Source organism: Nocardia sp. NPDC052112 (assembly GCF_040680135.1).
Taxonomy (GTDB): Bacteria; Actinomycetota; Actinomycetes; order Mycobacteriales; family Mycobacteriaceae; genus Nocardia.
This window is the reverse complement of the sequence record NZ_JBFAWD010000037.1, coordinates 41,616-61,655: the sequence shown is the minus strand read 5'-3', so window position 1 is coordinate 61,655 and position 20,040 is coordinate 41,616. Positions and strand designations below refer to the sequence as shown.

Annotated in this window: 25 protein-coding genes; 13 read left to right on the top strand and 12 right to left on the bottom strand. The window is 64.7% G+C overall.

All coding sequences use genetic code 11. The features are described 5' to 3' along the window. Positions 1-499: 499 nt before the first annotated feature. From sdhC to AB0L58_RS39560, 5 genes are all read left to right on the top strand, one after another. Complete coding sequence (gene sdhC, locus AB0L58_RS39580) at positions 500-898, top strand: succinate dehydrogenase, cytochrome b556 subunit (RefSeq protein ID WP_364395809.1); 399 nt, start codon at positions 500-502, stop codon at positions 896-898. A 166-nt stretch (positions 899-1,064) separates the two neighbouring features. Further along, positions 1,065-1,496, top strand: coding sequence for a succinate dehydrogenase hydrophobic membrane anchor subunit (locus AB0L58_RS39575; protein WP_364395807.1), 432 nt, complete (start codon positions 1,065-1,067; stop codon positions 1,494-1,496). Positions 1,497-1,589: 93 nt separating this feature from the next. Further along, a complete protein-coding gene (gene sdhA / locus AB0L58_RS39570) occupies positions 1,590-3,356 on the top strand; it encodes a succinate dehydrogenase flavoprotein subunit (RefSeq protein ID WP_364395805.1) in 1,767 nt (588 codons plus the stop codon). Further along, positions 3,356-4,126 (top strand): succinate dehydrogenase iron-sulfur subunit, encoded by a 771-nt coding sequence (locus tag AB0L58_RS39565; protein ID WP_364395803.1) that lies wholly within the window; start codon positions 3,356-3,358, stop codon positions 4,124-4,126. Before sdhA ends, AB0L58_RS39565 begins: the two co-directional genes overlap by 1 nt. 169 nt (positions 4,127-4,295) lie before the next feature. Further along, entirely contained in the window at positions 4,296-4,628 is a 333-nt protein-coding gene (locus AB0L58_RS39560; RefSeq protein ID WP_364395801.1) for a GNAT family N-acetyltransferase, read from the top strand. A 5-nt stretch (positions 4,629-4,633) separates the two neighbouring features. Here AB0L58_RS39560 and radC read toward each other — a convergent pair whose 3' ends face one another. From radC to AB0L58_RS39545, 3 genes are all read right to left on the bottom strand, one after another. Further along, positions 4,634-5,317, bottom strand: a complete 684-nt coding sequence (gene radC, locus AB0L58_RS39555) for a DNA repair protein RadC (RefSeq protein WP_364395799.1) — start codon at positions 5,315-5,317, stop codon at positions 4,634-4,636. A 162-nt stretch (positions 5,318-5,479) separates the two neighbouring features. Next, the gene (locus tag AB0L58_RS39550; protein WP_364395797.1) at positions 5,480-5,986 is read right to left on the bottom strand and encodes a hypothetical protein; all 507 of its coding nucleotides are present in this window, start codon (positions 5,984-5,986) and stop codon (positions 5,480-5,482) included. 175 nt (positions 5,987-6,161) lie between these two features. Further along, positions 6,162-6,365, bottom strand: coding sequence for a type II toxin-antitoxin system VapB family antitoxin (locus AB0L58_RS39545; RefSeq protein ID WP_364395795.1), 204 nt, complete (start codon positions 6,363-6,365; stop codon positions 6,162-6,164). Between the two features lie 118 nt (positions 6,366-6,483). On the opposite strand from AB0L58_RS39545, the gene AB0L58_RS39540 reads away from it, so the two are divergent. The 3 genes from AB0L58_RS39540 to AB0L58_RS39530 all read left to right on the top strand — a co-directional run bounded on the left by AB0L58_RS39540 (position 6,484) and on the right by AB0L58_RS39530 (position 8,866). Next, positions 6,484-7,044: a DUF4396 domain-containing protein gene (locus tag AB0L58_RS39540; RefSeq protein ID WP_364395793.1), complete on the top strand. Its 561-nt coding sequence runs from the start codon at positions 6,484-6,486 to the stop codon at positions 7,042-7,044. 127 nt (positions 7,045-7,171) lie between these two features. Continuing rightward, positions 7,172-8,062, top strand: a complete 891-nt coding sequence (locus AB0L58_RS39535; RefSeq protein ID WP_364395791.1) for a phenylalanine 4-monooxygenase — start codon at positions 7,172-7,174, stop codon at positions 8,060-8,062. A 132-nt stretch (positions 8,063-8,194) separates the two neighbouring features. Beyond that, positions 8,195-8,866 (top strand): ester cyclase, encoded by a 672-nt coding sequence (locus tag AB0L58_RS39530; protein WP_364395789.1) that lies wholly within the window; start codon positions 8,195-8,197, stop codon positions 8,864-8,866. A 22-nt stretch (positions 8,867-8,888) separates the two neighbouring features. Here the strand turns inward: AB0L58_RS39530 and AB0L58_RS39525 are convergent, their stop codons facing one another. Both AB0L58_RS39525 and AB0L58_RS39520 read right to left on the bottom strand, forming a co-directional pair. Beyond that, positions 8,889-9,494, bottom strand: a complete 606-nt coding sequence (locus AB0L58_RS39525; RefSeq protein ID WP_364395787.1) for a TetR family transcriptional regulator — start codon at positions 9,492-9,494, stop codon at positions 8,889-8,891. Further along, entirely contained in the window at positions 9,484-11,028 is a 1,545-nt protein-coding gene (locus tag AB0L58_RS39520) for an MFS transporter (RefSeq protein ID WP_364395785.1), read from the bottom strand. The genes AB0L58_RS39525 and AB0L58_RS39520 overlap by 11 nt, the downstream gene beginning before the upstream one ends. Before the next feature lie 126 nt (positions 11,029-11,154). On the opposite strand from AB0L58_RS39520, the gene AB0L58_RS39515 reads away from it, so the two are divergent. Then, positions 11,155-12,444, top strand: a complete 1,290-nt coding sequence (locus tag AB0L58_RS39515; RefSeq protein ID WP_364395783.1) for a D-alanyl-D-alanine carboxypeptidase family protein — start codon at positions 11,155-11,157, stop codon at positions 12,442-12,444. Between the two features lie 160 nt (positions 12,445-12,604). Continuing rightward, complete coding sequence (locus tag AB0L58_RS39510) at positions 12,605-13,267, top strand: hypothetical protein (protein ID WP_364395781.1); 663 nt, start codon at positions 12,605-12,607, stop codon at positions 13,265-13,267. 43 nt (positions 13,268-13,310) lie between these two features. Here the strand turns inward: AB0L58_RS39510 and AB0L58_RS39505 are convergent, their stop codons facing one another. The 7 genes from AB0L58_RS39505 to AB0L58_RS39475 all read right to left on the bottom strand — a co-directional run bounded on the left by AB0L58_RS39505 (position 13,311) and on the right by AB0L58_RS39475 (position 18,436). Further along, a complete protein-coding gene (locus AB0L58_RS39505) occupies positions 13,311-14,228 on the bottom strand; it encodes a hypothetical protein (RefSeq protein ID WP_364395779.1) in 918 nt (305 codons plus the stop codon). A 6-nt stretch (positions 14,229-14,234) separates the two neighbouring features. Beyond that, positions 14,235-14,576 (bottom strand): hypothetical protein, encoded by a 342-nt coding sequence (locus AB0L58_RS39500; RefSeq protein ID WP_364395777.1) that lies wholly within the window; start codon positions 14,574-14,576, stop codon positions 14,235-14,237. Then, positions 14,566-15,084 (bottom strand): YbaB/EbfC family nucleoid-associated protein, encoded by a 519-nt coding sequence (locus tag AB0L58_RS39495; RefSeq protein WP_364395775.1) that lies wholly within the window; start codon positions 15,082-15,084, stop codon positions 14,566-14,568. The genes AB0L58_RS39500 and AB0L58_RS39495 overlap by 11 nt, the downstream gene beginning before the upstream one ends. A 292-nt stretch (positions 15,085-15,376) precedes the next feature. Beyond that, positions 15,377-16,087 carry an ESX secretion-associated protein EspG gene (locus tag AB0L58_RS39490; RefSeq protein ID WP_364395773.1) on the bottom strand — a complete coding sequence of 237 codons (711 nt, stop codon included), beginning with the start codon at positions 16,085-16,087 and terminating at the stop codon, positions 15,377-15,379. Beyond that, a complete protein-coding gene (locus AB0L58_RS39485; RefSeq protein ID WP_364395771.1) occupies positions 16,084-17,427 on the bottom strand; it encodes a hypothetical protein in 1,344 nt (447 codons plus the stop codon). The genes AB0L58_RS39490 and AB0L58_RS39485 overlap by 4 nt, the downstream gene beginning before the upstream one ends. A gap of 2 nt (positions 17,428-17,429) precedes the next feature. Beyond that, complete coding sequence (locus tag AB0L58_RS39480; protein WP_364395769.1) at positions 17,430-18,065, bottom strand: DUF3558 domain-containing protein; 636 nt, start codon at positions 18,063-18,065, stop codon at positions 17,430-17,432. Next, on the bottom strand, positions 18,062-18,436 hold the full coding sequence (locus AB0L58_RS39475; protein WP_357478535.1) for a hypothetical protein: 375 nt from the start codon (positions 18,434-18,436) through the stop codon (positions 18,062-18,064). The genes AB0L58_RS39480 and AB0L58_RS39475 overlap by 4 nt, the downstream gene beginning before the upstream one ends. Before the next feature lie 359 nt (positions 18,437-18,795). On the opposite strand from AB0L58_RS39475, the gene AB0L58_RS39470 reads away from it, so the two are divergent. From AB0L58_RS39470 to AB0L58_RS39460, 3 genes are all read left to right on the top strand, one after another. Further along, positions 18,796-19,674, top strand: coding sequence for a helix-turn-helix transcriptional regulator (locus tag AB0L58_RS39470; RefSeq protein ID WP_364395766.1), 879 nt, complete (start codon positions 18,796-18,798; stop codon positions 19,672-19,674). Continuing rightward, on the top strand, positions 19,671-19,874 hold the full coding sequence (locus AB0L58_RS39465; RefSeq protein ID WP_364395764.1) for a DUF397 domain-containing protein: 204 nt from the start codon (positions 19,671-19,673) through the stop codon (positions 19,872-19,874). Before AB0L58_RS39470 ends, AB0L58_RS39465 begins: the two co-directional genes overlap by 4 nt. Before the next feature lie 15 nt (positions 19,875-19,889). Further along, on the top strand, positions 19,890-20,040 hold a 151-nt coding region (locus AB0L58_RS39460; protein WP_364395844.1), incomplete at its 3' end, for a DUF397 domain-containing protein.

Here is a 20,040-nt window from a genome sequence, read left to right as displayed (position 1 = left end):
GAAATCTGCGATAGTTTTCTGTTACTGATCAGTAGCTTCTCGCCCGTCGAATGAGACATTTTCCACATTGCCGCCGCTCACAATTCGACCCGCCGAACTGAGAGCCCCGACGCCGACCGGAAACCGCGAGCGCGACGCACAGACATTACACATAACTTGAATTGTGTTGCCGCGCAAAATTTTTCAGCCGAAGTCCGACATCGGCAACCCCACCTGAGCCGAGTCTCACTTGCCCGCGCGAGGGCCGCAGCGGAACCCTTTACACATCAAGAAAGGTAAACCTAACTCGCTCGACTGTAGCGCAACGCACGGTACGCCGAATTAGTTCCGCGATTGCGAGGGGATTAGAGTCCAGATCAGATCGGTTCAGGTTCCCGGCGGCGGGCCCCGCGCTAGCTAGATGGAGCAGCAAAGCGCAGCCACCTGGGCATTTATATCCACGTCGCCTGCGTCGGACTTGCAACCGGGTCCATCAACGACGTTGGAGGCACCGCACTCTATGACCACGATAGAAGCTCCGGCACAGCCGAAGCGGAAGACGCTGTACCGAGGCGACCCCGGAATGTGGTCGTGGGCGCTGCACCGGATCACCGGTGTCACCATCTTCTTCTTCCTCTTCGTGCACGTCCTGGACACCGCACTGGTTCGGGTCAGCCCCGATACCTACGACCACGTCATCGAGACCTACAAGAACCCCATCGTCGCGCTGTTGGAGATGGGTCTTGTCGTCTGCGTGCTGTTCCATGCGCTCAACGGCGTCCGCGTGATCCTGGTCGACTTCTGGAGCAAGGGCCCGAAGTACCAGAAGACGATGCTCTGGGTGATTCTCGCCCTCTGGTTCCTGCTGGTGGTTCCGGCCGTCGGTCGCCAGTTCTTCTACCTGTTCACGGAGCACTGATCCCATGAGTGAGCGAAGCGAACGAATCATGAACACAGCCGCCGGTGCGGTCATGCCGGAGCCGAGCGTCAGCGAGGTGCAGGCACATGAGTGAGCGGAGCGAACGAATCATGAACACAGCCGCCGGTGCGGTCATGCCGGAGCCGAGCGTCAGCGAGGTGCAGGCATGAGCGCACCTGTTCTCGGTAAGTCGTACGACCGGCCCGCGAGCCTGGATCTGCCCCGCTCGCCGCGTGCCCGTTCCAACAACAACTTCGAGAAGTACGCATGGCTGTTCATGCGCTTCTCCGGCCTGCTGCTGATCGTGCTGGTCCTCGGCCACATGACGATCATGCTGCTGCTCGACGGCGGCGTGAAGCGCCTGAACTTCGCCTTCGTCGCGGGCCGCTGGTCCAGCCCGTTCTGGCAGTTCTGGGATCTGACCATGCTCTGGCTGGCCCAGCTGCACGGCGGCAACGGCCTGCGCACCGTGATCGCGGACTACTCGCGCAAGGACTCGACCCGGTTCTGGCTGAACACTTTGCTGGCCATCTCGATGATCCTGGTCGTGGGCGCCGGCACCTACGTCATCTTCACCTTCGACCCCAACATCAGTTAGGAACAGGCGAACTCCGATGAGTGAGCGCAGCGAACGAATCATCGACACAGCGTGTTTCACACATGCCGGAGCCGAGCGCAGCGAGGTGGGGGCATGAGTGAATCCCGGATTCAGGAGCACCGCTACGACGTCGTGATCGTCGGTGCCGGTGGCGCCGGTATGCGCGCGGCTATCGAGGCCGGTCCCCGGGCCCGCACCGCCGTCCTGACCAAGCTCTACCCGACCCGCAGCCACACCGGCGCGGCCCAGGGCGGCATGTGCGCCGCACTGGCCAATGTCGAAGAGGACAACTGGGAATGGCACACCTTCGACACCGTCAAGGGTGGTGACTACCTGGTCGACCAGGATGCCGCGGAGATCATGGCCAAGGAGGCCATCGATGCGGTGATGGACCTGGAGAAGATGGGTCTGCCGTTCAACCGGACGCCCGAGGGCAAGATCGACCAGCGGCGCTTCGGCGGTCACACCCGCGATCACGGTAAGGCCCCGGTCCGCCGCGCGTGCTACGCCGCCGACCGCACCGGCCACATGATCCTGCAGACGCTGTACCAGAACTGCGTCAAGCACGACGTCGAGTTCTTCAACGAGTTCTACGTGCTCGACCTGGTCATGTCCGAGACCGACCGCGGTCCGGTGGCGACCGGCGTGGTCGCCTACGAGCTGGCCACCGGCGAACTGCACGTCTTCCACGCGAAGTCGATCATCTTCGCGACCGGCGGTTCCGGCCGGATGTACAAGACCACCTCGAACGCGCACACGCTGACCGGTGACGGTATGGCGATCGTGTTCCGCAAGGGTCTGCCACTGGAGGACATGGAGTTCCACCAGTTCCACCCGACAGGTCTGGCCGGTCTCGGCATTCTGATCTCGGAGGCCGTCCGCGGTGAGGGCGGCATCCTGCGCAATGCCAGCGGCGAGCGCTTCATGGAGCGCTACGCCCCCACCATCAAGGACCTCGCGCCGCGTGACATCGTCGCCCGCTCGATGGTGCTCGAGGTGCTCGAGGGCCGCGGCGCCGGACCGAACAAGGATTACGTCTACATCGACGTGACCCACCTCGGCGAGGACGTGCTCGAGGAGAAGCTGCCCGATATCACCGAATTCGCGCGCACCTACCTGGGTGTGGACCCGGTGAAGGAACTGGTGCCGGTCATGCCGACCTGTCACTACGTGATGGGTGGTATCCCGACCCGGATCCGCGGCGAGGTGCTGCGCAACAACACCGATGTGGTGCCCGGCCTGTACGCCGCGGGTGAATGCGCGTGCGTCTCGGTGCACGGCTCCAACCGTCTCGGCACCAACTCGCTGCTCGATATCAATGTCTTCGGCCGCCGCTCCGGCATCGCCGCCGCGGAGTACGCCCAGCGCAGTGAGTTCGTGGACATGCCGGAGAACCCGGCGCACATGGTGCAGGACTGGCTGGCCATGCTGCTGTCGGAGCACGGCAACGAGCGCGTCGCGGATATCCGCACCGAACTGCAGTACACGATGGATATGAACGCCGCGGTGTTCCGCACCGAGGACACCCTCAAGCAGGCGCTCACCGATATCCACGCGCTCAAGGACCGTTACACCCGAATCACGGTGCAGGACAAGGGCAAGCGCTACAACAGCGACCTGCTCGAGGCCGTCGAGCTCGGCTTCCTGCTGGAGCTGGCCGAGGTCACCGTGGTCGGCGCGCTCAACCGCAAGGAATCGCGCGGCGGCCACGCCCGCGAGGACTACCCGGACCGCGACGACGTGAACTTCATGCGGCACACGATGGCCTACAAGGAGGGTGCGGAACTCATCTCCGATATCCGCCTCGACTTCAAGCCGGTGGTGCAGACCCGCTACGAGCCGATGGAGCGTAAGTACTGATGACTGCCGTACTCGAAACACCCCCGCAGAAGGCCGCACCGGTTCCCGAGGGCTCGGTCATGGTCGATGTCAAGATCGCCCGGTTCAACCCGGAGGACGACAAGGGCGCGCACTGGGAGACCTTCCAGGTGCCGGTGCTCCCGACCGACCGTTTCCTGAACGTGCTCATCTACATCAAGTCCTACCTGGACGGCACGCTCACCTTCCGGCGCTCCTGCGCGCACGGCGTCTGTGGTTCGGATGCCATGCGGATCAACGGTGTGAACCGGCTGGCCTGCAAGGTGCTGATGAAGGACATGCTGCCCAAGGGCGGTAAGTCCCTCACCATCACCGTCGAGCCCATCCGCGGCCTGCCCGTGGAAAAGGATCTCGTGGTGAACATGGAGCCGTTCTTCGACGCGTTCCGTGCCGTGAAGCCCTACCTGATCACCTCGGGTAACGAGCCCACCCGCGAACGCATCCAGAGCCAGGCCGACCGCGCCCGGTTCGACGACACCACCAAGTGCATCCTGTGCGCCTGCTGCACCACCTCCTGCCCGGTGTACTGGAGCGACGGCAGCTATTTCGGCCCGGCCGCGATCGTGAACGCACACCGCTTCATCTTCGACAGCCGCGACGAAGGCGCCCGCGAACGCCTCGACATCCTCAACGACGTCGAAGGTGTCTGGCGCTGCCGCACCACCTTCAACTGCACCGACGCCTGCCCCCGCGGCATCGAGGTCACCAAGGCCATCCAGGAAGTCAAGCGCGCACTGCTTTTCGCCCGCTGACCCAAGGCACCCGAAGGCCGCTTGTATCGAAAGATGCAGGCGGCCTTCGTCGTCCCGAGCGGTGCGCAATAAACGGCGGTACAGATGCGTTCCACGGGACATGAGCGAGCGAACAGTTAACACGGCCGAGCATTCGCTCGTGCCGGAATCTCGCGTTGGCGAGGTAGGCATGAGCGAACCGAAAGTGGAGGTCGTCGGCGTTCCCGAACGCAATGCGTACGAGATCCGACTCGATGGCACGACCGTCGGCGAAGAGTTGTATTTCGATGACGGCGCACACCGCGTCTTCTATGCGACCGAGGTCGATCCGGCGTTCGGCGGCCGGGGCCTGGGCAGCATTCTGATCCACGACGCGTTGGCGGACACCGTGGCGAGCGGCCGCCGGATCGTACCGGTATGCCCGTTCGTGGTGCGGTGGGTCACCAGAAACGACGACTTCGCGGCGAGTATCGACGAGCCGACACCCGCACTGCTGCAACGCATTCCGGCGTTGCCCCGCTGACCGCATCAGGCACCGGACCGGTACAGCGGCGCGGCGCTGTCCCACCCGTCCCCCGCGATCACCACATGGTCCAGAAAGCGCAGGCCGACGGTGCGGGCGGATTCGATGAGCAGTGTGGTCGCGCGACGGTCGTCGAAGCTGGGGACCGGATCGCCGGAGGGATGATTGTGCACCACCGCGAAAGCACGGCCGTCGTGGCGCAGCACGGCATTCAGGATTTCGCGAACCGGGACGGCGACCTGATCGATCGCCCCCTCGGCAACGAATACCTTGTGCCGCAAGCGATTCTGCGCATCACAAACCAGCACCAGCAACCGCTCCACGCGGGCGCCCGCAAACAGCGGCAGCGCCACCCGGACGATATCGGCGGCGCCGTCCAGACGCGGGGCGGTTTCCGGACTGTTGCGGGCCCTGGTACCGAGATGGAAGGCGGCGATGATGGCCGCGGCCTTGGCCGCCCCGACACCCGCGCGCCGCGATAATTCCTCCGGCCGCGCGGCCGCCAAACCGGCGACGCCGCCGTGCTCGACGATCAGTTCGGCGGCCATATCCAGTGCGCTTTCACCGCGTCGCCCCTGACGCAGTAGCACGGCGAGCAACTCGCTGTCGCTGAGGGCATGCGGACCGAGCGTGAGCAGCCGCTCCCGTGGTCGTTGACCGGATGGCAGTTTGGTGATGGGTACCGACATCAATCCCCCTCGAACGCGGTGCGATCTCCGCATCATGCCAGCCCCCACCGACAGGTCGGATGCGGTCGACACCAGTGCGGATGCGATGGCAACCAAGCCGCACCGTTGATGCCGCGGTCAGGTCGTAGGCATGCAAACGATGGCTGATCCGGTTCTCGCACTTCAGCGTGAGTCCTTCTCCTCCTCGGCTTCCCACTCTTCGATCTCCCGATCCCACTCGGCGTCCTCGGCCTCTTCGATCGCCCGGTCTATCTGGTCTATTTCGGCGTCATCCCACAGTTCCCAGACGGTGATGAACTCCTTGCCGCTGCGGTCCCGAACCGCTCGGATCACGACCTCCCACGTCGACAGAGGTTCGAGATCGAAGTCTTCGTCCGGCATCACCACCGGCGGATCGGTGTCGTCCCACTGCGTAGACCACCCCCACGATCCCCCATAGCGGACCATCACCTCGCCGAAGTACGCACACACACTTTCGTAGAAAGGCCGTGCTTCGGCCGCGGTCAGCTGAGCAGGATCGGAGAACCGCCGCAGCAGCTCGGCCTCGAGCCGTTCCAGCGACGAGCCGGTGAAATCCAACCTCAATTCCGACGGCAGCTCGGCCGCCAGCCGATCGGCCAGTCGCGCCGAGTCGCGGGGCCAGTCCCAGGTCCGGTAGATAGCGCTCACGAAGAAATCCTATTGTCACAGGGACATCGGCCTACCCAATGATGGGACGCCCGTTGGCTTCCTCGCGCTGCCCCTCGCCGATTCCAGCTCGGTGGGACCGAACCAGCCAGCATGCCGGTGGTCGCGGCCCCGGACGGCACCGAAGTCGACCGGGTTCCAGTACCGAAACGAATGTTCAGCCGTCGGCAACCGCGATTTCGGGTGCGGGCAGGGTAGACAGCACATCTGCGGCCAACCGTTCCAGATGGTGAAGTTGCCGCTCGTGCACCACGATTCGGCGCAGCGCCTCGTTGATGGTGGCGTTGCTCGTCGACGTGCCCATGATGGCGGCCGCGGCGGCAAGCAGTTTCTGGTCGAGATCGATCCGCACGGATTTCATGCGCCCTCCTTCGTACATTCGCCATATTGCTTTATCCGGCCCGCTCATGTCCGGCAAATAGCCCACAACGCCGGAATTCGCAGTTGACTCACTACCCTACGGGGGTATAGTTCCTTGCATGGAGCACGAGCACGGAACGCCCGTCGATCACCACGTACACGCCGGGCACACAGGACATTCCGCGCATGCGGCAGCCGCCGGGCATACTCGGCACGCAAACACCGAGCATCGCCCTCCGGCGACCTGGCGGATGGCCGCCCAGGCCACTCTGCACTGCCTCACCGGCTGCGCGATCGGTGAAGTCCTCGGCATGGTGATCGGCACCGCGTTCGGCTGGAGCAACACCGCGACCATGGTCTTGGCGATCGTGCTCGCGTTCTTCTTCGGTTACGCGCTGACCATGCGCGGCGTGCTGCAGGCGGGTCTGCCGCTGGCCGCCGCGGTCACCACCGCACTGGCCGCGGATACGGTCTCGATCACGGTCATGGAGATCGTCGACAATGCCGTCATCCTCGCCGTGCCCGGCGCCATGGACGCGCACCTGGATACCGTCATGTTCTGGGCGACACTCGCCTTCTCCCTGGTGGTCGCATTCGTGCTGACCACGCCGGTGAACAAGTGGATGATCGGCCGCGGCAAGGGCCATGCGGTGGTGCACGACTTGCACGGTCACCATTGATCAGCTCGCCCCCGTCGGAGCCGGTCCGCTGCCGGTAATCAGGCGAACAAGTCCGTCCAGCTAGGCAGTTTGTCCACCTGGGCGGGCTTTTGTTGTCGCAACGGCCCAGCGGTGCTTGCATCGAGATATGTTCACCGAAGCTCAGCTGTACTCGCCGGTGACCCGATCCGGCGATGGCGATGTCATGGTGCACCTGAGCGACGAGCACCCCGGCGTGCACGATCCGGATTACCGCGCTCGCCGCAATGCGATCGCCGCGCTCGCGCTGGATTACGCACCGGGTAAACCCCTGCTGCACATCGACTACACCGATGACGAACAACAAGTGTGGCGCATCGTATCGGCGGAACTGGCCCGCAAACACCAGAAGTACGCCGCCACCGAGGTGCTCGCGGCCGCGGCCCGGCTGGATTTGCCGAGCGATCGCATTCCGCAGCTCGACGAAGTCTCCGCGGCATTGACCCCGCTGACCGGATTCCGGTACGTGCCCGCCGCGGGCCTGGTGCCGCTGCGCGAGTTCTTCGGCTCCTTCGCCGACCGGACCTTCCACTCCACCCAGTACATCCGGCATCACTCGTACCCGCTGTACACCCCGGAACCCGATGCCATCCACGAGATCATCGGGCACGCCAATCAGATCGCCAGCCCGCGCTTCGCCGCCATCTACGAGGCGGTCGGCACGGCCGTCGCCCGGCTGACCACCGAGAAGGCACTGAAGTTCCTCGCCGACGTCTTCTGGTTCTCCATGGAGTTCGGCGTGGTTCGGGAGAAGGGCGAAATCCGTTGCTATGGAGCCGGATTACTGTCCTCCTACGGCGAGATCGAGGAATTTCAGCACGCCGAGCTGCGACCGCTGGACGTGGCGGCGATGGGTACCGCTGTCTACGACATCACGCACTATCAACCGATTCTCTATTGCGCACAGTCGATCTCGGAGATCGAGGATGTGATCGGCGGCTTCTTCGCCACCATGGACGACGATTCGCCGCATCGCGCGGTGCGCGCGAACGCAATGTGACACATCATCGTTTAAAACTCGAATGTTGCTGGTAGACATCGGAGTTCGGCGAATCATGCACTGCCGCGACAACAGACCGACCGACTGTTAGCCTGCCTCGCGTCCGATCTCTTCGAAGGGGCGAGAGCCGAGATGACAGTTGATACAACGGATTCCACAGCCGAGACGCCGCTGTGGCTACAGGGCCGAGACGCGGTGGTCGCCGCGACACCGACGCAGGATTGGCGCAACGGCGCACCCGACTACCACCTGACCAAGGAAACCGTGCCGCGCGAGCGCACCACCGACCACGCGGCGGGCTCGCTCGAGGCCGTCGTCGAGGATCTGGTGCGGGTCTTCGAAATGGAGGTCTCGCACAAGAAGGATCCGGCGACCTGGGTTTCCCTGGTGGCCGAGCACTACCGGGGCCGGGTCAACGGCGGACCGTGGCAGGACGCCGAGGAATTCGCGCGGATCGGCAGCTACAACATCCTGATCGGCGACAACCCGTACTACGAGGTCGAGCGGGAGACCTTCGAGTCCTCGCACGAGACCTTCCACACCGCCTTCCCGAACGGCTTCTTCTGGGAGGTGCTCGAGGTGCTGGCCGGACCGCCCGCGGTCACCTTCCGCTGGCGGCACTGGGGCCGCTACGACGGCCGATACAAGGGCCACCAGCCCACGGGCGCATTGATCGAGATGTTCGGCATGACTGTCGCCAGGGTCAGCGACGACCTGCGCATTCTCGAACTCGAGCATTTCTACGACAACAACAAGTTGCTCGGTCCATTGGCGCACGGATGCCCGGTTATCAAGTCCGCCTAGGACTTTCGACCGCTCGGCAGCGCTACTGCTTGCCGAGCGGTAACCCGGCCTCCAGGAAATCCAGTGCGCGATTGAGGTTCTCGGCATTCAGCGGCGAGAGCGGTGCGATGCCCAGCGCGATGCCCGCCATGGCACCGGAAGTCACCCGTATCTCGAAATCGTCCGCATCCCGACCCATATGCTCGGCGAGCAAACCCGCCATCAGATCGATGCCACGTTGCATTTCCATTCCGATGGCCGCGCGCAGCTCGGGCACGTGGTAGACCAGCGCCTGACGCTCCTGCTCGAATGCCAGCTCGGCGGCGGGCAGATTCGCGAACACCGCCGCGATCGCATTGCGGAATGCGGTCAACGGCGGGATGTCATGCGGCTGGGCCCGTATCGCATCGATCATCAGCGGATCGAGATCGTCGGCGAGCACCAACTGTTCCTTGGTCGGAAAGTAGCGGAAGAAGGTACTGGACGATACCTCGGCCGCCGCGGCGATCTGCTCGATGGTGGTCTCGGCATAGCCCTGCTCACGGAACAGCCGGAACGCTTCTTCGCGAATCGTCCGGCGGGTCCGTTCCTTCTTCCGCTCGCGCAGGCCCTGCACGACGGTCCCGTCCGCGGGCAGTTCAACCGACATGTGTCGATTGTGGCCCATCGACCGCCGCCAATGCGTCCGGTATCGGCTCCTGGTTTTGCGGTGCGGCCGTGGACCGCCGGGGCAGCACCCGCAGGGCGAGCGGCACCGCCACCGCACAGATGGCCGCACACACCCACAGCATCGCGCTCATCCCACCGACGAACGCCGACTGCACCTGCTCCAGCATGGTCGCATTGCCGGTCGACTTCGCAACTGCCACACCGGCATTCACGCTGTCGCGAATCGGATCGACATTCAATGCGCCGAGATCGCCGCGGTACACGGTAGCCAGGACGGTGCCGAGCACCGCCACCGCGATGGTGCCCGCCGCCTGACGCAGCGCCTGCACCAGTGCCGAGCCGACGCCCGCACGGGCCACCTCGAGATTGTCCAACGCGACTGCCATGCCGGCCGGCAGCCCGAGGCCCATGCCCGCGCCGGTCAACCCGACCCATACAGCCACGAACCAGTACGAGGTCCCGAGTTCGGTCAGTCCGCCCAAACCCATGCCGACTGCCAGCACCGTCAGGCCGAGCGCCACCATGAGCGCCGGTCCCAGTCTCGGCTGCAACCGATCACCCAGCCGCGATCCGATCAGCAGTCCGCCGATCAACGGCAGCAGGCGTACACCGCTGCCGAGCGCATCCGCGCCCAGGACCGCCTGGAAGTACTGCGGCACGGTGAAGAACAGGCCGAACAAGCCGAACGTGATGATCACGGTGAACGTCGCGCCCCAGCGGAAGCCGGGGCTGCCGAACAGGCCCAGATCGACCAGCGGGAAGCTCGCCCGCCGCTGCCACGCGATGAATACCGCGACGATCGCGGCGCCGCCGAGCAGCGCACCCCAACCGAGCCCATTGCCCCAACCCTTATCACCGAGCCGAATGAATCCATAAGTGACGCCGACCATGCCGAGAATCGACAGCGCGATGCCCGGCAGATCCATCGGCCGCTGATCCGGGTTCCGCGACTCCGGCACCAGGACCGCGATGGCCAGCACGCCGAGCACCACCATCGGGACATTGATCAGGAATACCGAACCCCACCAGAAGTTATCGATCAGCCAGCCGCCGAGGATCGGACCGAGCGGCAGCCCCAGTGCGGTCGAGGTGACCCAGATGTTCATGGCCTTGGCCCGCTGCGCCGAATCCGGGAACAGCACCGGCAGCACCGCCATCGACAGCGGGATCATGACCGCTGCCGCGATGCCGAGTACCACGCGGGCCGCGATGAGTTGGCCGGCGGTGGTGGCGAAGGCGCAGGCCAGCGAGGCCGCTCCGAACAGCACCAGCGCGCCGAGCAGCAGCTTTTTGCGGCCGTAACGGTCGCCGAGCGCGCCCGCGGGCAGCATCACGGCCGCGAGCGCCAGTGTGTAGGCGGTGCTGAACCACTGCAGCGCGCCGGTATTCGCGTTCAGGTCGACGGCGAGGGTGGGCAGCGCGACGGTCAGCACCGTCATATCCAGGCCGATGGTCAGCATTGCCAAGGCCAGCGCCCCCAAGGCCAGCCAGCGGCGAGTCGAGTCGGTCTTCATAACCCCTCCAAAAATGGCAGCTACAACTTTTTGATAGTAGCTCTCATTTAGTAGTTCCTGTCAATACCCGCCGCATTCGTGTCTCTGGTCGGCCCATCCCGGGACCGGTCAGTAGGCTCGCAGCCGATGAGCACCCGGGACCTTCGCCTCCTCGTCGCCCTCTGCCTCGGTTCTGCACTGGCCGTTACCGCCGTGACGTGGGGCCCTGCCGCGACCGTTTCGCAGGCGACGCCGTCGGCCAGCACGACGACACCGTTCACCACCCCGAATACCGACAACTGCCCGCAGAAGACGAAGCCGCCCAATCCGATCGACGAATCCGAGGTCCCCGAACCCGGACAGCCGACGCCGACCCCGCTCGCCGTGCCGACCCCGCCGGTCGGCGGCTCACGTCTGGGTGAATGCGGCGTCGTCATCCCGCGCGGCGCACCGCCGGTGCCGCAGGATATTTCCGCGACAGCCTGGCAAGTTACGGATCTCGATACCGGTGAGGTACTCGCCGCCAAGGACCCGCACGGGCGCTACCGACCGGCCAGCACGATCAAGGTGCTGCTCGCGACCGTCGCGCTGCGCAGCCTCGACCTGAACAAGACCGTCATCGGGACGCAGGAGGACGCGAATGCCGACGGCACCCGCGTCGGCATCGGTCCGGGCGGCAGCTACACCAACCGACAGCTCATGCAGGCGCTGATCATGGCGTCGGGCAACGATGCCGCGCACGCCATCGCGGCTCAGCTCGGCGGCGACGCCGGTGCCGTACAGAAAATGAACGAACTGGCGAAGTCGTTGAACGCCTTGGATACTCGAACCGCCAGCCCGTCCGGCCTGGACGGCCCCGGCATGAGCACCTCGGCCTACGACCTGACGGTGCTGTTCCGCGAGGCGATGACCATCCCGCTGTTCGCCGAATTCATCCACACCGAACAGATCGACTTCCCCGGCTACCCCAAGGATCCGAAAAACCCTGACGACAAAGACCATCCGGGCTTTCCCGTCGCCAACGACAACCACCTGCTCTACGACTACGACGGTGCGCTCGGCGGCAAGACCGGTTACACCGACGACGCCAGGCAGACCTTCGTCGCCGCCGCCCAACGCGACGGCCACCGACTCGTCGTGACGCTGCTGAAAGCCGATGTGCTGCCGCTGCGTCCGTGGGAACAGGCCGCGCGTCTGCTCGACTACGGTTTCGCCATGCCGAAGGGCGCCACCGTCGGCAAGCTCCCCGAAACCAAGTCCGGCTCCACGAAAGCCACCGCGGGACTTGCCTCCCCGCCACCGAAGGACACCGACCACGAGACACAGCCCGATGAACCCGACAACCACACGGGCACCCGCACCCTACTGCTGGTAGGCGGCGTCATCCTCGCCCTGGCACTCCTGCTCGGCGCCCGCCGCATCAACCGCCACCGCTGACGGCGAGCGAGTCCGGGCACCCCGTTTCTCGACCGGGCACCTGACACACGGGGTGCCCGGTGCTGAGACGGGGTGCCCGGCAACCCATCTCAGCGCACGGCGGCACCGGGTGGGCGATTTCGGGTTCGGGTGCGGCATCGGATGTGCCAAGATCGTCGATATGGGGATTGTCGGTCGAGGGTTGCAGCGGGTCAACGACTATCTGGAGGCACCGCCACGCGGGCCGCGCTACCACGGCGACAAGAACGATCCCCGTTACCCTTCGCCGCGGGGATGGCGCGTCTTCTTCGCGCCGATGATCGACATCGCGTTTCATATCGGCTTGGCTGCGACCGTGCTGGTCAAGGTTTCGGGGCTGGCCGGGGTGGCGCTCGCGATCGTCGCCTACGTGGTGGTGTCCTTTATCCACACTGTCGCGATCCAGCGCATCGCCCACGCCACCCTCGGCAAGGTAGTCCTCGGGCTGGTCTTGATCCGTGGCGACGACGGGAACTGGCCAACCACTGGACGCCTCATCGTCTGGTACTTCATCCGGGTCCTCATCACCGCACTCACACTGGCCGACGGTTTCGGCGGTACCGTAGACCCCGATCCGCACCTGGTAGCTGTGCGCCGACGTGACGTCAACGCATTGCGCTCCGGGCACGGTCTTGCTCCCGCATCGCAGAACCCGCCCAGCGCTCACTCTGCCTATGGCCACCACCCGTATCCGAACGGCAACCAACAGCCCCCATCTCACTATCCGCCAAACCCCCACCCGCCGAACAACTTTCCGCCCCCCACCGCCTCCGGACCGACGGTACTCCCGCCGCACCGCAGGTGACGGGCCTGTCTTCCGCGGTGCTCCAGTCAACAGCGTCAGCCGATCAGGGCGGTGGTAGATCGAGGCTGCTCTGTGGCTGGCCGGTGGTCTGAGTGTTCGGCGTTTCCGACAGTTCTTCGACGATTTCCTTGCGGACGTAGTCGCCCACATCCTTTTTCACCCGATCGGTGATGCCCTCCTGATCACCCCAGGTAAGTTCCGAGACGGTACTGCCGACCTTCTTGCCGATCAGGTAGTTGGTAACCGACTTCCCCACTGAGCCGCTGTTCGTGAGGTTGACGCCCTTGTCGTTCAGCAGTTTGGTCACCGGGGCAGCGACCGCACCGGAGATCGCCCCGGTGATCCCCTGTGACGCGATACTCGATCCGTCGTAGCCATCTCGGATACCGAGTTTGATTTCGAGCGACTGGAACCCGACCTCGGTCCCGGCCTTGATACCCGCCCCGAGGAGTGCGCCCTGGACTATCGTGCGAACCCCGATCTGCTGGATCAGCTCCCGCAAAGCGGTCGTGATCATCGTCCGCACCGCCACTTGGACCGCGGCCCCTTCGGCCACGCTGGCGCCGAGCGTCTCGACCGCCAACGCGGCGGCGATCGCCAACTGGACCGCCAAATAGACGAGCATGGAGATGATGTAGAGCTTTACCCCGAGCACGAGAAAGGCCATCACTCGCAGCACAAAGGCCAATTCCCGGCAGAACTGGGCGAGTTGCGGTAGCGCTCCGTCAGCACCGCCCGCCTTCTTCCAGAAGGCATCGATCGCATCATGGGTGTCCCCCGCGGTGTGCGCCAGCACCACCTTGACCACATCGTCGCCGAGTTCGCTGAGTTGCTCCAGCAATTCGGCCATTTCGTCCCAACGGTCGGCCTGGGCACGCAGGCCGGTTTCATCGGTCTCGGGCCATTTCGCCACGACCAGCGCGGCCACCGGCTTCAGCTCGTCGGGTATCTCGAGTCCCACTGCCGGTCAGCCCTTTCCATCGAGATTGCGCGTGACCTTGGTCAGGGCGTCCTTGAATTCCTGATCGAACCCTTCGAATGTGTCGGCGGTGAGCCCGACTCCCTTCTCCAGGAACTGGAACAGGAGTACGGCGCCTTCGATCCCCTCCAATGCCTCATCGGCCTTATGCACGTAGTTCTGCGCGAACCGGTTTCCGAATTCGTCGTTGCCCCAGCTTTCCCCATGTTCGGCAAGCCCATTGCGCAGCGCGGCCAGACCTGTCGTCAATTGGCTCGCAAGCTCAGCGAACTTCGGCGCCTGCGCCTTGACCTGTTCCGGATCGATCCCGAAGTTATCGCTACCAGCCATTCTTGCTCTGCCCCCAGCCCTTCCAGTGCGGTCCTTCGTCTTCGTCCGTATCCGGCTCGGGCCGCGGCGGCTCCTGCTCAGGCGCGGGAGGTGGTGGCAGGATGTCCCCGATCGGGCGGCCGACGAACGGGACACCGGTGAAAAAGTCGTCCGGGGCCGCGAATTCGGCGGCAGCCGCGGTAACCGGAGCCAGCACCGCATCGATCTCCGCCTTCGCCGCCCGCGCCGCGGCCTGCGCGGCCTCGGTGATGGAGGCGCCCAGCTTGTCCGGAGCGATCCGCTTATAGGCGGCGGGGTCGACCCACACGTCGACCGGCACCCCGGCCGAGTTCGCCGTCACCCGAATAAGGTTGTTCGACGACCATCCCTCAGCGGTTGCCGTAGCCAGGACGTCTCGCGCGTTCGCGATGTCACGCAACTGCTGCTCGTAGGTGCCGAGCATGGCGTCGACCTCGCCTTGAAGCGCATTGGTTCGTGCACTCAGTTGAGCCTGCTCGTATGAATCCACACCGAAGTCCTCAGATCGGAAATGTTGTCTCGAGATCTTAGACGCGCCGAAAGCTGGTGTGGTTCCATCGACTTTCGCCTGCGCCAACGGTCGGCGGTGTACGAATTCGTCGAGCATCCGACTACCCGGCAGTCGAAAGCGGACACCGGTGCACTTTTCCGCCGCTTCGCTCGAGTCGAGGGCGCGAGCCAGGCTCTCCTGACAGCGCGTGGCTGGTTCCCCCGTCGACTGGCTGGCCGGTTTTGGACATCCAGCGATCTGGCCAGTCGAACGGGGGCGACCGCCGGTGCTTCTAGCGGATCGGCTGCGCCATGCGGGTGATTTCGCGGCGGATCGTGGGCTGGTCGCAGGGGGTGATGTGGAATTCGTTGTGTTGGTGACGGTAGTGGTAGCGACCGTCACCGTCGATGTCGAACCAGTTCAGGTATTCGGGGGCGGCCGGATGCGAATCACGCAGACCGCGTAGGGTTTCCACGGTTCCGGAACCGGCGCGTGGGGCGCGCAGCAGGCGGTAGATCCGGTCCGAGGCCGTCTCCTGGAGGCCGGTCCAGGACTCGAGATCGTCGACCAGGCGTTGGACATCCTCGGCCACGGCCGGTTGCCGTCCGGCCGGCACGTCGCCGAGCACCGCCGTGAACACGGCGGGCACGATCGCGGCGGAGCCGACCTCGAGCACGACATTGCCGCCGAATTCGGGGGTGGGACCCGGACGCTGCACCAGGGTGACGCCGATGTCGGCGTCGATCGCGCCGAATGCGCGGATCGGGCGTCGCCGAACTCCGGTGAGCGTCAACGCGATTCGCGGATCGGCCGCCACGCGCAGCGCGGCCGAGAGATCCGGGTTCCCGTGCAGCGGCAGGCGGCGGTCCAATTCGTTGGTGAGCCGGTCGAATTCGTCCTCCCAGCGCACCGAGGCGATCAGTCGCAGGGGAAAGGGGTAGCGATCCGACCGCGTCTCGCGCCAGATGTGCATGAACTCATCGGGCGTGAACTCGAACTTCACCCGCGCCGGTCCGCACTGCTCGGCGGGGCCGGTTGCGCCGAGGGTGCGTCGGAACCGATCGCCGTGGGAACCGCGGGATCGTCCGGGCCGACCAGTTCTTCGTACTGGCCGATCAGGTAGTCGGGAGTCTTGCGGCTCGACTCGTCCTCCCCCGATTTCCGCGCCGCGCCTGGCGACGACATGCCCGACATACCGCTGCGGCCGGTGCCGGCCGCGCTGCTTGCCCCTGCGGAAACCGTTGCCGCACTGGAGTTTCCGGCCATCGGCACGCCGGTGACACTGCGTCCTGGACTCGGCGTGGCGCTGCTGCCGAGGCCGGAGGTACCGCCCGATCCAGAGGTGCCGTGTTGTCCCGGGGTCATCTGGGTGGTGGTTGTCGCGGCGGGCGAGGTGGCGGTGGTGCTCGCGGCCGTGGTCGGGGACTGTGTCTGTTGTCCGGCAGTGGAATTCGAGTCGAGGCTCGTGGGGTTCACCGCGCCCTGATCGGTCCCCGGTGTCCCCGATCCGTTCGACTCGCCGTTGTTACCGCCGGTGTTTCCGGTCCCCGATCCGGAGGTGCCGCCGTTGCCACCACCGCTGCCGCCGCTCGGCCCGGCAACGCCCTCGTTGCCCCCACCCGGCGACGCCACCGGCACGAATGTCGGAACTCCGGACCCGGCAGGACCGTAGGACGGTTTGTAGTTGTTGTTCATGGTGTCGATCGCCGTGCGATGCAGCGCCTCGATACCGCGCTGATAGGCGACCTCCTCGCTGTCACCGGCCCCGGCCAGCCCCGCGCCGACCGCGGAAATAATGACCTGCGCGGGGTCGAGCGAGGTCGCCGAACCCCTGCTCCCCTGCGCCGCGGACGGTGGCGGCACCGTCATTTTCACCACTTCGGCGGCTGAGGCCACGCCCTTGATCCGGTGCCCGCAGGCATTGATCACCTGCTCGACATCACTCGCCTGCCGATAGAACGTCTGCGCCGCGGCAAGAGCCGCATCGGCCATGGCACCCTCGATGCCCGAGGCCAATGCCTTCTGAATCGCGAGATTCGCGCCGAACAGTCCACCGCTCAGCGCGGTCGCGATGCTGATCCAGGTATCGGCCTGGTGATGCATGATGCCCGGACTCATCAGCTGGGCGTTGGTGTAGATCTCCTCGTGGGTGATGCCCTCGAACTGCTCCATCCGAGCGATGTACGCCGGATCCTGGCCGTCGGCGGCGAGTTTCGTCCCGTACCGCTCCGCGCCCTGCTGCTCACCGCGCGCAAGCGTGCTCGGCTGGGTGGTGTCGGGCTTGCGGCTCGAATCGAATGCACCGAGCGCCGAGGGAACATCGTTGATATCGAGGCCGGTCATCGTCAGTTGTCCTTGCCGATCTCCGGTTCGATGGTGGAGGCGATGTCGGTGATGCCGTCGCAGGGGTTGAGGTTTTGTGGGGCGCGGTCGGTGAGGTAGACGTCGACCTGGACGAACCCCACCTTCGTTCGCAAGTCGATCTGGCAGTTGCGACTGACTTGCGGATCACGGACTAGAAGGGCTTGGCGACCGTTTACAGTGATCGGCTCGCTGTACGAGCCGACCTTCGCGAGGTCTTCCTCCCAAGTCGCGTTTCCTGAGTTCAATTGCAAGGTTCGCAAAGTTGAGAGGAAGTCGCAGGTGAGAAAGCTGTACTCGGCTACGAGGTCGTCGCCGCGCGCCCGGGATGCGGGATCGAATCCAGCTCGTCGAGCTGTGTCATCGCTGATCCATGTGCATGGGTCGAAGATGACCTTGGGGCGTCCCGTGCTGGTGGTGTACTTGTTGTCCTGGGAGGGCGGTTGGAGATTCGGGTTGGTAAGCGTCGGCCGGGCCGATTGTGTGCCTATGGACGACGTGGTGGTTCGACCAGAGTCAACCGGTTCTTGTGCAGTGTCGCTGTTGGATGAGCAGCTCGCAGCGAGTGGTGTGACGGTTACCGCCAGTAGCGCCAGCAAGGTCTTGCGGATTCCCGTCATGACGACTGCACTCCTGAAGTACCGGTGGTTATCGACTTTGCGTACATGGCGTCGGCTTCCTCCACTAACTGACCGGCGCGCAGGTAAGCCGCCGCCATCTTCAATGCCGCCTCTTTCATCCCGTTGAGAGCATCCGTCATCTGCACTGCCTTGCCGGAAAATCCGTCTTGAAGCTGCTTGGCGGACTCGAATCCTCCGAATCCTTCGAGCTTGTGCAAACGTGTCGATCGCCTGATCTCTGGATCGAGTGTGGTGTCGACGAATCTTGTATAGACCTCGGCGCACCGCCGCGCGGCGTCAGCCTCCATCCGAAATGTTCCCCCAGTGGCCTGTTGATACAGCGCATTTGCGGCCGATTGCCCCACTTCCATCGGCTATCCCCTCCCTGGCTGTCCGTTCGCTCACTGTACTGGACGGATGAAACGGTGAATCGGTTCCCTTGGGATGCAAAGAGTGTCTCGATTGATTTCGATCCTGCAGGTTCGGACCTCTCCTGCCCTATCGGCGCGGGCACCCGGATCAAGCCGTGTGTGGGTGCCGGGCTTGTGGCGGGTTGAGCGGTCCCAGTGAACAGGTACGTGCCGATCGTGATCTGGTTTGCAAATGACCTGTTGGATGCAATCCTTCCTGGGGTTATGCCCTGATCGCATGGTGATTCGCGATGTGCCCTCCGCATGAGATGGCGGTGTGCTCTGCTGATGCCAACAGTGAAACCTGATGGGAGGCGGGCATGTCGGAGGACGGATCGACACTGGCACGGCGGCAGCTGGGGAAGTATCTGCGAGATGGACGGGAGGGCTGCGGACTCACGCTCCAGCAGGCAGCCCGGCTGATCGACCGCAGCGGCAGCACGTTACAGCGGATCGAGAAGGGCACGGTGGCGCATCTGCGCGATGTGGATCTCGAGGCGCTGTGCAAGATCTACGAGTTCGATCCTGACCACACTGCCGCGATGAAAGGGCTTGCGGTACAGGGCAATGAGCTGAGCTGGTGGCTCGAATATGGCGACGTGATGCCAGCGAACTTCGACTTCTTCGTCGGGCTGGAGGCTTCAGCGCAGCGGCTGACGACCTATCAGCCCGAACTCGTGCCGGGGTTGTTACAGACACCGGCATACGCGAGCGTGCTCATTCGATCCGTCTATCCGGACGACGGCGGAGAAGAGCACGCGCGCCGGGTGCAGTTGCGGATGCGTCGTCAAACAAGAATCACCCGCAAGCACCATCCGGCAACACTCGACGTCATGCTGCGGGAGCCGGTTCTGCGAGGGGTGGTTGGTGGACCGAAAGTAATGGCAACCCAGTTGAAACACCTCGCCGACATGAGCACCCGCTCCAACGTGCGGTTGCAGATCCTCCCGTTCAGCGCTGGATTCCCCCTGGGGGACGCCACCGGTCCATTCGTCATCCTGGAGTTCGGCACGGATAGGCAGCGGGAGGCGATCGAGCCGCCCGTGGTCTTCGCTGAGAATTTCACAGGGGGCTTGTATCTTGCGAAACCAGCCACCGTTCAGCGATATCATCAGGCGTACGAGGGCCTCCGGCGAAGTGCGATGGATCCCATCGACAGCCGTGCTCTACTCATGCGAATGGCGAAGGAGTACGCGTGAACATTGATCTGACCGGTGCTGGCTGGTTCAAGAGCAGCCACAGCGGCGGCAGCTCAGACTGCGTCGAAGTCGCCTTCCTCCCCAACACCCTTGTCGGCGTTCGCGATTCGAAGAACCCATCCGGCCCCGCACTCGTGTTCACCCCAGCCGAATGGTCGGCCTTCACCGCCGCGACAACCCGAGGCGACTTCGACCACTGATCTCGGGGGCGCCCAATGGCGAATCTCTCGGACGTGACGTGGTTCAAGAGCACTCGCAGCGGTGCCAACGGAGACTGCGTCGAAGTCGCCTTCCTCCCCAACACCCTTGTCGGCGTTCGCGATTCGAAGAACCCATCCGGCCCCGCACTCGTGTTCACCCCAGCCG